Origin of the sequence: Arthrobacter sp. Alg241-R88, from assembly GCF_900537115.1 — a bacterium.
In the GTDB taxonomy this organism is placed as follows: Bacteria; Actinomycetota; Actinomycetes; order Actinomycetales; family Micrococcaceae; genus Arthrobacter.
In genome coordinates, this window is sequence record NZ_UNRG01000001.1 from 194695 (window position 1) to 207164 (window position 12470).

At 65.0% G+C, this 12470-nt stretch carries 14 protein-coding genes; 12 read left to right on the forward strand and 2 right to left on the reverse strand.

Annotated elements, in window-relative coordinates:
• Positions 1 to 538: 538 nt before the first annotated feature.
• The 12 genes from G6R19_RS00880 (at position 539) to G6R19_RS00935 (ending at position 11177) form a co-directional block, all read left to right on the forward strand.
• The gene (locus tag G6R19_RS00880; RefSeq protein WP_163162809.1) at positions 539 to 2029 is read left to right on the forward strand and encodes an alpha-L-arabinofuranosidase C-terminal domain-containing protein; all 1491 of its coding nucleotides are present in this window, start codon (positions 539 to 541) and stop codon (positions 2027 to 2029) included.
• 149 nt (positions 2030 to 2178) lie between these two features.
• Positions 2179 to 2769: an HhH-GPD-type base excision DNA repair protein gene (locus G6R19_RS00885; RefSeq protein ID WP_163161432.1), complete on the forward strand. Its 591-nt coding sequence runs from the start codon at positions 2179 to 2181 to the stop codon at positions 2767 to 2769.
• Positions 2770 to 2869: 100 nt separating this feature from the next.
• Positions 2870 to 3874 (forward strand): LacI family DNA-binding transcriptional regulator, encoded by a 1005-nt coding sequence (locus tag G6R19_RS00890; RefSeq protein ID WP_163161434.1) that lies wholly within the window; start codon positions 2870 to 2872, stop codon positions 3872 to 3874.
• A 61-nt stretch (positions 3875 to 3935) separates the two neighbouring features.
• On the forward strand, positions 3936 to 4487 hold the full coding sequence (locus tag G6R19_RS00895) for an isochorismatase family cysteine hydrolase (protein ID WP_163161436.1): 552 nt from the start codon (positions 3936 to 3938) through the stop codon (positions 4485 to 4487).
• Positions 4488 to 4704: 217 nt separating this feature from the next.
• Positions 4705 to 5007 (forward strand): urease subunit gamma, encoded by a 303-nt coding sequence (locus tag G6R19_RS00900; RefSeq protein ID WP_163161438.1) that lies wholly within the window; start codon positions 4705 to 4707, stop codon positions 5005 to 5007.
• 10 nt (positions 5008 to 5017) lie between these two features.
• Positions 5018 to 5377 (forward strand): urease subunit beta, encoded by a 360-nt coding sequence (locus tag G6R19_RS00905; RefSeq protein ID WP_163161440.1) that lies wholly within the window; start codon positions 5018 to 5020, stop codon positions 5375 to 5377.
• Positions 5374 to 7176: an urease subunit alpha gene (gene ureC, locus G6R19_RS00910; RefSeq protein ID WP_163161442.1), complete on the forward strand. Its 1803-nt coding sequence runs from the start codon at positions 5374 to 5376 to the stop codon at positions 7174 to 7176. The genes G6R19_RS00905 and ureC overlap by 4 nt, the downstream gene beginning before the upstream one ends.
• Positions 7177 to 7194: 18 nt before the next feature.
• A complete protein-coding gene (gene ureE / locus G6R19_RS00915) occupies positions 7195 to 7674 on the forward strand; it encodes an urease accessory protein UreE (protein ID WP_163161444.1) in 480 nt (159 codons plus the stop codon).
• Positions 7675 to 7818: 144 nt separating this feature from the next.
• Positions 7819 to 8487, forward strand: a complete 669-nt coding sequence (locus G6R19_RS00920; protein WP_163161446.1) for an urease accessory protein UreF — start codon at positions 7819 to 7821, stop codon at positions 8485 to 8487.
• Positions 8488 to 8512: 25 nt separating this feature from the next.
• Entirely contained in the window at positions 8513 to 9130 is a 618-nt protein-coding gene (ureG, locus tag G6R19_RS00925) for an urease accessory protein UreG (protein ID WP_163161448.1), read from the forward strand.
• A 146-nt stretch (positions 9131 to 9276) separates the two neighbouring features.
• Positions 9277 to 10113: an urease accessory protein UreD gene (locus G6R19_RS00930; protein WP_163162811.1), complete on the forward strand. Its 837-nt coding sequence runs from the start codon at positions 9277 to 9279 to the stop codon at positions 10111 to 10113.
• Positions 10113 to 11177: a nickel transporter gene (locus G6R19_RS00935; protein WP_163161450.1), complete on the forward strand. Its 1065-nt coding sequence runs from the start codon at positions 10113 to 10115 to the stop codon at positions 11175 to 11177. The genes G6R19_RS00930 and G6R19_RS00935 overlap by 1 nt, the downstream gene beginning before the upstream one ends.
• Positions 11178 to 11188: 11 nt before the next feature.
• On the opposite strand, the gene G6R19_RS00940 is transcribed toward G6R19_RS00935, so the two are convergent.
• Complete coding sequence (locus tag G6R19_RS00940) at positions 11189 to 11641, reverse strand: DapH/DapD/GlmU-related protein (protein WP_163161452.1); 453 nt, start codon at positions 11639 to 11641, stop codon at positions 11189 to 11191.
• Positions 11642 to 11760: 119 nt separating this feature from the next.
• Positions 11761 to 12420, reverse strand: a complete 660-nt coding sequence (locus G6R19_RS00945; protein ID WP_163161454.1) for a GntR family transcriptional regulator — start codon at positions 12418 to 12420, stop codon at positions 11761 to 11763.
• Between the last annotated feature and the right edge of the window lie 50 nt (positions 12421 to 12470).

The window sequence follows — 12470 nt, forward strand, 5'->3', positions numbered from 1 at the left end:
GCGGTGGTGGCCTGAACCTGGCGCGGAAAAGAGAGGGCCGGCGACGGCTGGGGGAGAGGCCTTGGTCTCAAAGGCCTCCTCGTCGCCGGCCCCGCTTAATGCCCGAGTCCTTCGGACCGGGAAGTTGGAGCTTGCGTGTCTCGCATGCATTACGTCTCACACCCCCTCGTGAGTCAAGTACCGCGAGCCGGAAGATGGCTTGTCTCTGTGAAAAACCTAGTTCCGTAGCCGCCCGGGGAGAACGCGTAACCGGTACTTGTCTTTGAGATTAGGTATTACTTGGTTTTTGGCCTGCGCTGCCTGGTTTTCGATGTCCTCGCAGGTGGGTGCCCCCTTTCCCGGCCCTTGCCGCTGCAAAACACTGCCGGGGGAGGCTGCGGCCCCGGGCTTGACTCCTGACGGGCAACCCCCAACAATATTTCTATAACGTTGTAAAAATCGAGCAGAACCCAGGAACGAGGACGTTTTCGTGGCAGCAACAGAACCGGCCGGACCCGCCGTGCCCAGCCAGGCAGGACCGGCCGCAGCAAAGATCACCATGGATCCCGCCTTTGTGGTGGGACCCGTCCGCCGCCGCACTTTTGGTGCCTTTGTGGAGCACCTGGGACGCTGCGTCTACACCGGCATCTTCGAGCCTGAGCACCGCACTGCAGACGAGGACGGGTTCCGCGGGGACGTGCTGGAGCTGACCCGGGAACTGGGGGTGTCCACGGTCCGCTATCCGGGCGGCAACTTTGTTTCCGGCTACCGCTGGGAGGACGGCGTTGGCCCCGCGGACAAACGGCCGGTCCGCCTTGACCTCGCGTGGCACTCCACGGACCCCAACCTGGTGGGTGTGGACGAGTTCGCCAAATGGTCGGCCAAAGCCGGCGTCGAAACCATGATGGCGGTGAACCTCGGCACCCGCGGCACGCAGGAAGCGCTGGACCTGCTGGAGTACTGCAACATTGATGGCGGCACGGCCTTTTCGGACCAGCGCAGGGCCAACGGTGCGGAAAACGGCTACGGCATCAAGATGTGGTGCCTCGGCAACGAGATGGACGGGCCCTGGCAGATCGGGCACAAAAATGCCCAGGAGTACGGCCGGCTCGCTGCCGATACCGCGCGCGGCATGCGGATGATCGAGCCTGACCTGGAACTCGTGGCCTGCGGCAGCTCCGGCCCCACCATGAGCACCTTTGGCGAATGGGAGCGCGTTGTGCTCTCCGAGACCTACGAGCTCGTGGACCTGATCTCGGCCCACCAGTACTTCGAGGACTTCGGCGACCTGCAGGAGCACCTTTCCGCAGGCCACCGGATGGAAGCCTTCATCCACGACATTGTCAGCCATATCGACCACGTGAAGTCGGTGAAGAAGTCCGCCAGGCAGGTGAACATTTCCTTCGACGAGTGGAACGTGTGGCACATGAGCCGGGACGAGTCCCGGGCTCCGACCGGCAAGGACTGGCCGGTGGCCCCCGTCCTGCTCGAGGACACCTACACGGTGGCGGACGCCGTCGTCGTCGGCGACCTCCTGGTCACCCTGCTCAAGAACACCGACCGCGTCCACTCCGCCAGCCTCGCGCAGCTGGTCAACGTGATCGCCCCCATCATGACCGAGCCCGGCGGCCGCGCGTGGAAGCAGACCACCTTCCACCCGTTCGCGCTGACCTCCCGGCACGCCTCCGGGACAGTGCTGCAGCTCGCCGTCGAGTCCCCGCTGGTCAGCGGCGGCAAGACGACGGACTTTGCCGCGGTGTCCGCCGTCGCAACCTACGACGCCGGGAAGGGCGAGGCCGTGGTGTTTGCCGTCAACCGCTCCGCCACGGACGCGCTGGGACTGGATGCCGTGGTGTCCGGGCTGGGCAACGTGCGCGTTGTGGAAGCAGTCACGTACGCCAACAAGGACCCGTACTGGCAGACTACCGCTGATGATTCGACGTCCGTCCTGCCGTCGGAGAACGTCTCCGTCAAGGCCGACGGCGGCCGGCTCACCGCCGAGCTGCCGGCCGTGTCCTGGTCCATGATCCGGCTGGCCGTGGGCGGCTGATCCACAGGAAGTTTTTGTCCAGCTATGCAGGCTTACGTGGCATCAAAGCCTGCATAGCTGGACAAAAACTTCGGGGGAGGGGGACGGCAGCCGGGCATGGAAGCAGTGTTTCCGGCGCCCGGCTGACGCACCTGCCAACCTCTGGGAGGATGGACGGCATGGAACTGCACATCACGGGCGATCCCGCCGCGGACAAGTTGTTGAGCGAGGACGCCTTCGCACTGCTGACGGGCATGCTGCTGGACCAACAGGTGACCATGGAATCTGCGTTCGCCGGTCCCGAGAAAATCAAGAGCAGGATCGGGTCCATGGAGCCGGAGGCCATCGCCTCCCAGGACCCGCAGGCCTTCGTCGAGATGTTCAAGGAACGGCCCGCCGTCCACCGTTTCCCGGGTTCGATGGCCGCACGCGTGCAGGCGCTGGCCGAAACCGTGCAGAACGAGTGGGAGGGCGATGCCACCGCAATCTGGACCAAGGGCGACCCCGACGGCCAGGAGGTGCTGCGCCGGCTGAAGGCCCTGCCCGGATTCGGCGAGCAGAAAGCCAAGATCTTCCTGGCACTCCTCGGCAAGCAGCGCGGTCTCCAGGCGCCGGGCTGGCGCGAAGCGGCCGGACACTATGGCGAGGAAGGGGCCTACCTGTCGGTTGCCGACATCGTGGATCCGGAGTCGCTCACCAAAGTGCGGGCCAGTAAGCAGGCCGCCAAAGCCGCGGCGAAGGCAGCAAAAGCCAAGGACTGACGGGCCCCTGGCGCCCTTTGCGCCGGGCCGGTTCCCGTACGGATGGCATGGTCTGCAACGATGTATGCCAGGAACAGCGGAACCACAAGAAGGAGCCATGATGGCGGTCACCATGAACGACGTAGCAAGGGCGGCTGGTGTCTCGCTGAAAACGGTGTCCAACGTCCTGAACGACTACGAGTTCATCCGTCCCGCCACGAAGCAGCGGGTCCAGGACGCCATTGTCGAACTGGGGTATGAAGCCAACCTGACGGCCCGCAGCCTTCGCTCCGGCAAGACACGCATGCTGGGCCTGGTCCTGTCCGACCTTTCCGCGCCCTACTACGCGGAACTCGCCTCCCGGCTGATGAAGGCCGCTTCACTGCGGGGCTACCGGGTACTCGTGGAGCAGTCGGACGCAGTGGCGGAGGTGGAACTGAACGCCCTGCAGGGGCCGTTCCGGCAGTTGACCGACGGCCTGCTGTTCACACCCCTGGTGATCGACGCCGATGCCATCGCAGCACGCCTGGGCAAGAAACCCCTGGTGATGCTGGGCGAACACATTTTGGATCCCCGGTTCGACCTCGTCACCATGAAGAACGAGGAAGCCGCCGCTGCCCTGACCGCCCACCTCCTGGCGGCCGGCCGCCGTCGGATCGCTGTAGTGGGTGCCCGCCCGGAGGAGTCCACGGGGAGTCCCGGCCTGCGCCTCAACGGCTACCGGAAGGCGCTGGAGCAGGCCGGGGTGCCGTTCGATCCGGCGCTGATCGCACCGTGCGAGTGGCGCCGGGACAACGGCGCGGCTGCCGTGGCTGGGCTGCTGGACAAGGGCGTGGCGTTTGACGCCGTGTTCGGCCTCAACGACGTTCTCGCGCTGGGAGCCTTGCATGAACTGCTGATCCGCGGGGTCCGGGTGCCGGACGAGGTGGCCGTGGCAGGCTTTGACGACATCGACGAGGCCCGCTTTGCGTCGCCGTCCCTCACCACCGTCTCCCCGGGGATGGAGGAGATCGCCCAGCGCTCCATCGCCCTGCTGCTCGACCGGATCGAGGGGCAGGAGACGGCCGGCCAGGGCGTGCACGTGGAGGCGGGGTTCCAGCTGAAGGTCCGGGAATCCGCGCCCTAGGTTTCGCCCGGCCGGCCTCAGGGTACCTTTCCCGCAGAGCTCAACGAGGGAAAGGTGCCACATGATTGCACTTCTTGTCATCGACATGCAGAACGCGTACTTCGAGGCGCCGGAACTGGCGGCCCAACAGGAACAACTGGTGGCCTCCTGCAACAGATTGCTCGAAGCGTTCAAGGCAAGCGGACACAAGGCGTTGATGGTGGGAACCGAGCACGAGCGGGACAAATCCACCTGGACCCTGAACATGCTTGACGATGACCAGGGCTTCATTTTCCGCGGCAGTGAGCAGACCCGCGCCGTGCCGGGCCTTGCCATCGACGGCCTGCCCCAGCTGAACAAGACGCGGGACAGCGCCTTCGTTGGCACAAACCTGCTGTCCCGGCTGCGCAACTGGGGCGCCAACGAGGTGGTGCTTGCCGGAGTCTCCACCCACAACTGCATCGCCCAGACCGGCGCCGATGCGTTCGCGCACAACATTCGGGTCACGTACGCCAAGGACGCGATGGCCTCGGAAGACAACCAGGACGCAAAGGACATGCTGCGCATCCTCTCCACCAGTTACCGCCAGCCGGTCCAGTCCACGGACGAGATCCTGGCCCGGCTCAGCCGCTGAATCTCCCCACCTTTAAGGACGGACGACGGCGTGTCCCGGGGACGCGCCGTCGGCATCGCCTTTCCCGCGTTGAAACCTGGGGAGATTCAGCGCGTCGCCGGAGACCGGAGCGCATTCCAGGGGGTGAGAGCCGGGGATAACAAACCTGAAACGTGGCGGAAACCTCTGCCCCCTACTGTGGGTCCCACGCCGTCCGCTGGCCGCCGAAGGGACCCTCATGCATTTGATGCCACGTGAGCAGGAAAAGCTCTTGATCGTGGTGGCCGCCGACCTTGCCCGGCGGCGCCAGGCCCGCGGACTCAAGCTCAACTATCCCGAAGCCGTTGCCATCATCAGCTACGAGCTGGTCGAGGGCGCACGGGATGGCCGCACAGTTGCTGACCTCATGAGCTACGGCACCACGCTGCTGCGCCGGGAAGACGTGATGGAAGGCGTGCCCGAGATGATCCACGACGTGCAGATTGAGGCAACCTTCCCGGACGGCACCAAGCTCGTCACCGTCCACGATCCCATCCGCTGAAGGGCAGGCCATGATTCCAGGAGAGTACGTCCTCAGGCCGGAACCGGTGACGGCGAACGCCGGGCGGGAGGCGATTGACGCCGTCGTGGTTAACACCGGTGACCGGCCCGTGCAGGTGGGGTCGCACTTCCACTTCGCCGAAGCGAACGCGGCCCTGATGTTCGACCGTGACGCCGCCTACGGCCGGCGGCTGGACATTCCCGCCGGCACCGCGGCGCGGTTCGAGCCAGGGGACTCCCGGAACGTGCGGCTGATTGAACTGGCCGGCGCCCGCGAAGTGTACGGGCTGGGCAACGCCGTCAACGGTCCACTGACAGCGGTCACGGAGTCCGCAGGCACACGGTCCGAAACGAAGGAAGGCGGCAAATGAGTTTCGAGATTCCCCGCCGGCAGTACGCCGACCTGTACGGCCCGACGGCGGGTGACGCCATCCGCCTGGCTGATACCGACCTGTTCCTCGAGATCGAGAAGGACCTCACCGTCTACGGCGAGGAGGTGGTGTTCGGCGGCGGCAAAGTGATCCGGGACGGCATGGGCCAGAACGGCCAGGTGACACGCGACGGTGTTGGTTCCGGCAGTGTTGGTTCCGACAGCGTTGGTTCCGGCAGCGGAGTCCCGGACACCGTCATCACCAACGCCGTAATCCTGGACTACACAGGCATCTACAAGGCTGATGTGGCCATCAGGGACGGACACATCTTCAAAATCGGCAAAGCCGGCAACCCGCAGATCACCGACGGCGTGGACATCGTAATCGGGGCGAGCACGGAAATCATCGCCGGCGAGCGCAAGATCCTCACCGCCGGGGGAGTGGACACCCACATCCACTTCATCTCCCCGGACCAGATTCCCACCGCACTGACCAGCGGCATCACCACCATGATCGGCGGCGGCACCGGCCCGGCCGAAGGCACCAAGGCCACCACGGTGACGCCCGGAAAGTGGCACATCCAGCGGATGCTGCAGGCGGCCGAGGGCTTCCCCATGAACATCGGGCTGTTCGGCAAGGGCCATGCTTCCGCCGTCGAACCCCTGGCTGAGCAGATCCGCGCCGGTGCCATCGGCCTGAAGGTCCACGAGGACTGGGGGTCCACCACGTCGTCCATCGACACATCCCTGACCGTCGCCGATGAATACGACGTCCAGGTTGCCATCCACACTGACACGCTGAACGAGTGCGGCTTCGTGGAGGACACCATCCGCGCCATCGATGGCCGCGTCATCCACACCTTCCACACCGAGGGCGCCGGCGGCGGGCATGCCCCGGACATCATCAAGATCGCCGGGATGCCCAACGTCCTGCCCGCCTCCACCAACCCCACACTGCCCTACACGCGCAACACCATCGAAGAGCACCTGGACATGCTGATGGTGTGCCACCACCTCAACCCGGACATCCCCGAAGACGTCGCGTTCGCTGACTCGCGCATCCGGGCGGAGACCATTGCAGCAGAGGACGTGCTGCAGGACCTCGGCATCTTCTCCATCACCTCCTCCGACTCCCAGGCGATGGGCCGGGTTGGGGAGGTAATCACCCGCACCTGGCAGGTGGCGGACAAGATGAAGAAGCAGCGCGGCGTGCTCGTGGACCCCCGGGGGGACAGCGTTGCCGGCGCCCACGGCTCCCCGTCGGGTTTGGGTCCGGGCAGCGACAACTTCCGCCTCAAGCGCTACGTGGCCAAATACACCATCAACCCCGCCATCGCACAGGGGATTGCGGACTCGGTGGGCTCGGTGGAGGTGGGCAAGTTCGCGGACCTCGTGTTGTGGGATCCGGCCTTCTTCGGCGTCAAGCCGGAGCTGGTGCTTAAGGGCGGCCAAATCGCCTATGCACTGATGGGGGATGCCAACGCCTCCATTCCCACCCCGCAGCCGCGCACCATGCGCCCAATGTTCGCCGCGTTTGGGAAGGCCCTTCAGCAGTCCTCCATCACGTTCCTGTCCCAGGCAGCGATCGACGCCGGTGTCCCCCACGAACTGGGCCTGGAGAAGGTCATCCGGCCCGTCTCGGGAATCCGGACCCTGACCAAGGCCGACCTGAAATACAACGACGCCATCCCGGAAATCCAGGTGGACCCGGAAACGTACCAGGTAAAGGTCGACGGCGAGGACGTCACCTGCGAGCCGTCCGACGTCCTGCCCATGGCCCAGCGCTACTTCCTCTTCTAACTTCCACTGGAGCACGACGTGATCATCGAAAAAGTCCTCGGCAACCTGCACGAACTGCCGGACCCGCACGCCTACGCCAACCTGCACCAGGAGAAAGTGGTGCTGCCCAGCGCCCAACTGGTCAAACGCATCCAGCGCGCCACCACAGACCACGGCAAGGAGATCGGCATCCGGCTGCCGTCCGGGTCTGGCGACTTGCGTGACGGCGACATCCTGCACCTGGCGGACTCCAACATGATCGTTGTGTCCGTGCTTCCCACCGACGTCCTGGTGATCGCGCCCCGGACCGTCCACGAGATGGGCGTCGTGGCCCATTCCCTCGGCAACCGGCACCTGCAGGCACAGTTCTTCGACTCTGCTTCGGAATATGGGGCCGACGTCATGGTGTGCGCCTACGACCACACCGTCGAGGACTACCTCGTCCATGTGGGTGTGCCTTACTCCCGCCAGGAACGCGTTATGCCTGTGCCTTTCCGCCATGCTGAGCACTCGCACTGACTCTCCCGCGCTGCGCGCTTCAATTGGTGCGCGGGCTTGGGACGCCGCGAGGGATATGGGGCCGTGCCCGCTCCGCGGTGCCCGCCACGCCGCGGCCCCATATCCCTCGCGTCGCTTGCTCTTCTCACCTTTGGTGCGCCTGCAGTGAGCGGTTATCAGCTTGCCCTGCAGCAATTAGTGGACTCCGCTTTGCCTACTGGGGCTTTTGCGCACTCTCTTGGCTTTGAGACCTATATCGACGCCGGTGTGATCGCTGATGAGGCTGGTTTTGCGGTGTGGCTCGGTGCTTACATCTCGCAATCGCTTTCTTACTCTGATGGGCTTGCCATCCGGTTTTTTTATGAGGGGGTTGATCTTGGGGAGTTGGATGAGCTCTTGTCCGCCTCTCTCCTGGCCCGGGAGGTTCGGGAGGCTTCCGTGAAGATGGGGCTGCGGTTGCTGGAAATTGGGGGCGAGGTCTTTCCCTCGCCTCAGCTGGGACTGTACCGGGACCTGGTGAGTGGGGGCCTTGCCGCCGGACATCAGCCGCTGGCTTTCGCCGTCGTCGCCCGCTCACTGGGCGTGCCGCTCAACGAGGCGCTCGCCGCCTACCTTTTCGCCGCGGCCACGTCCCTGACGCAGAACGCGGTCCGCGCCATCCCGCTGGGCCAGAACGCCGGCCAGCGGCTGCTCCGGCAAGCTGCCGACGACGTTGCTGCCGCCGTCGAACGGGTCTCCCACCTGACGCTGGACGACTTCGGGGCCGTCACTCCCGGACTGGAAATTTCACAAATGCGGCACGAGCATCAACGTGCCCGGATGTTCATGAGCTAACTGCGCTTTTACCCAGGAGGACAGAATGACTGAACCCATCAAAATCGGCATCGGCGGACCGGTCGGCGCCGGCAAAACCCAACTGGTGGAGCGGCTCACGCGGCACATGAGCGGCGAAATCTCCATGGCCGCCATCACCAACGACATCTACACCATCGAGGACGCCAAAATCCTGGCAGCCAACGGCATCCTCCCCGTGGACCGGATCATCGGCGTCGAAACCGGCGGCTGCCCGCACACCGCTATCCGCGAGGACACCTCCATGAACACCGCCGCCATCGAGGAACTCAAAGCCCGGCACCCGGACCTGCAGGTCATCTTCGTCGAATCCGGCGGCGACAACCTCTCCGCCACCTTCAGCCCCGAACTCGTAGACTTCTCCATCTACATCATCGACGTAGCCCAAGGCGAAAAAATCCCCCGCAAAGCCGGCCAGGGGATGATCAAGTCCGACCTCTTCATCATCAACAAAACCGACCTCGCCCCCCACGTCGGGGCGGATTTGTCAGTAATGGAACGGGATTCCAAGGAGTTCCGCGGTGCAAAGCCCTTCTGCTTCACCAACCTCAAAACGGACGAAGGGCTCGACAAGGTCATCGATTGGATCCGACACGACGTCCTGATGCTCGACCTTGCTCGATGACGACGGTTTCCCAAATGGCGCCGGAAGGTGAGGCGACCGCAGAGGCGGCGAGGCCGGATTTGGGGGCCGCGGCGTGGTGGGCACCGCGAAGCGGGCACGGCCCCAAATCCGGCGAAGCCGCCGGAGCTGACCACGGACAGGCACCCATGGGCGTGCTTGAACTGCAAGTCGCCGTCCGGCAGGGACGGTCAGTAGCCGCGCACCAATTTCATCAGGGCGCCCTCAGAGTGTTGCGGCCGCACTATTTGGATGACTCCGGGCAGGTTTGTTACGTCGTTGTTAATCCTGGCGGGGCTTATCTTGGGGCGGATCTCTTTGTGCTGGACGTGGAAGTTGGGGACGGCGCTGATCTGTTGTTGACCACGCAGTCCGCTACGAAGGTCTATCGGACTCCCGGGTCTTTTGCTGAGCAGCGGATGGGTGTTCGGCTGGGGGAGGGGGCCCGGCTGGAGCTCATGCCTGACCAGCTCATCGCCTACCGGGAGGCCAGCTACCGGCAACGGACGCACGTAACTCTCCGGCCGTCGTCGAGCCTGGTCATGGCGGAAGTGGTGACCCCTGGCTGGTCGCCGGACGGGGCCGCCTTCCGGTACGAAGAAGTCCGGCTTCGCAACGAGATCCGGGTGGAAACTGGCGACGGCGGGACGTCCGAACTCCTGGCGTTGGACAACCTGCTCATCCGGCCGCCGTCGGGGGATGTTACCGGGATGGGGTTTATGGAGGGCTTTAGCCACCTGGGTTCGCTGATCGTGGTGGACGCCCGGGTGGACCAGGCGCTCGCCGATGAGCTGCACAGCCTCACGTCGGCACGCGATGCCTTGACCGGAATTTCGCTGACCCGCAGCATCGCAGGGACCACCGGGCTGGTCCTGCGCTCGCTGTCCAACAGCACCGGGGAAGTGAACCTCCTTCTGGGCGCCTGCACCTCCCTCCTCCGGGAGCGGTGGCACGGGCAGGAACCACTGAACCTGAGGAAGCACTGATGACAGCCGTTACCAACCTCACCGCCCTGTACCGCGGGCGGGATGCCTTGCCGCTGCGGACCCGCCTGCTGTGGATGTTCGGTGCGGTGGCCGCCCTGCACGCCGCCGCCGTCGTATTTCTTCTCGCCGGCGGAGCAGCCAATGCAGGGGGAACCGGTGGCCAGACCCTCACCGGTGGCCTGGTCCTTACGGCCTATCTCGCGGGTGTGAAGCACAGTTACGACTGGGACCACCTGGCGGCCATTGACAACTCCACCCGAAAGTTCGTGGCGGGCCGCCAGGACCCGGTCAGCGTCGGCTTCGCCTTCAGCCTTGGACACAGCTCCGTGGTGACCCTGGCCGGTGTGCTGGTCATTGCCGGCGCCACCGCCATTGGTGGATTCATGCAGGACGGATCGGCCGGCAACCTGGTGCTCGGACTGATCGGCAGCGGGGTTTCCGGCCTTTTCCTGCTGGCCATGGGCCTCTTCAACGGGTCGGCCTTCGCCCGCTCTGCGCATGCCTACCGCAGGGCCCGGTCCGGCGCGGCGATTGATCCCCAGGATCTCCAACCCACGGGACTGGTAGCGCGGCTGCTGGCCCGGCCGCTGGCCAGGGTGCGGCGGCCGCGGAACATCTACGTGATCGGCTTCCTGTTCGGGCTGGGCTTTGACACTGCGACCACCATCGGGCTGCTGATGATGACGACGGCGGCGTCGCTGGCCGGGGTGCCGCCCATCGCCCTGCTGGCACTGCCGCTGGCGTTCACCGCTGCCATGACCCTGTGCGACTCACTGAACGGGATGGCCATGATGCGGATGTACCGCTCGGCGCTTGATGACCCGCAGCGGAAACTAGGCTTCAACGCCCTGGTGACCGGTATCTCGGCGGCGTCCGCGCTGTTCATCGCGGTGATCACGCTGGGCGGCTTCGTCAACGCCGCCTTCGCGCTGGAGGACCCCCTGACTGCGTGGCTGGGATCGGTAGACCTGGGCGACGCCGGCCTGCTCCTGGTGGCGCTGCTGCTGGCAGTCTGGGGTGTGGCTGCCTTGAAAGTGCGGCTGGGATGCGGCCCGCGGCACTAAGAAGGAGCGGGTCAGGCCGCCATCCGGCCCCTGCCCTTCCGGTGCCCGCGGTTCTTCGCCTGGTCCGGAGCACCTGCCTTCGAGCCCAGCAGCACCTGCCCGCCGTCGGGAACCCTGCTGTCCGCGTGCAGGTGCACTCCGTGCTCGATGAGGACGCTGGAGCCAATGCGTGAATGGCTGCCGATGTGCACCCGGTTTCCGATCACAGCACCCCGGCCTATCCGCACACCATCGCCGATGACCGCCCGGTCACCGATGGTGGCATCGCGGTCGATCCAGCTGCCGTGGCCGATCCTGCAACCCGAGCCGATCCGGGCGCCGTACTCCACATAGGTCATCGGGCCGATGCGTGAGCTTTCGGCCGCTGTGGCACCGGGAGCGACGAGGCCGCCACCATTGGCATGGCGGGCGTAGCGGGTAACCTTCCCGGCGTCATCTTCAACTGATACAAACTTCGCGTTCATTCAATCCCTCGTTAACGGTGGCAGCCTTTTCAGCCGCACATTCAGTTAACGGTTCGGAACTCAAAGGGATTCCCGGGAACCGGGACGAGAACGGCAGGCGGCCTCTGAAGCCTGCGCCCTCAGGCCACGAGGTTGGCAGCGGCGCTGTCCATGTGCGCGCGGATGGTCTTCCGGGCGAGTGATGCGTCGCCGGTTTCGATCGCCGCCACGATGTCACGATGCCGGTCGACGCTCATGTTCTTAACGCCCTTTTCCAGGCCGCCGAACATGATGGACATCCGGATGGACCCTTCCAGGGACTCCCAGGAGTGAAGCAGGGTTTCATTGCCGGTCAAGCGGCAAAGAGTGCGGTGGAAGTTCATGTCGGATTCGATCCGCTCTTCCAGGGACAAATCCTGGGCTGCTTCCATGACGTCAATGGTCTGGCGCAGGGACTGGATAGCGTGGGCTCGGTCCGGGAGTTCGCAGAGGGTGCGCGCAGCCAAGGATTCGAGGGCTGCACGTACAGCGAAGATGTCCCGAATTTCCTTTTCATCCAGGTGCCGGACTGACAGCCTGCCGCGGGGGCCTGCGGACAGCAGCCCCTCCTGTTCAAGCTGGCGCAGAGCCTCGCGGAGCGTTCCCCGGCTGATCTGCAGCATCTCGGAAAGTTCTGTCTCCACCAAATGCCGCCCGGGTGCGAGTTCACCGCTGGTGATGGCGGTCCTCAGCGCTGAGAGTGCCTGCTCACGCAGGCTCTTCTTTTGCAGTCCCAGCAACGGGGCTGTCAGTCCGGCCATGGCGTCTGTCCTCGATGTTGTAAGTCGACTGTTTACAGTCGGTCGTAGTT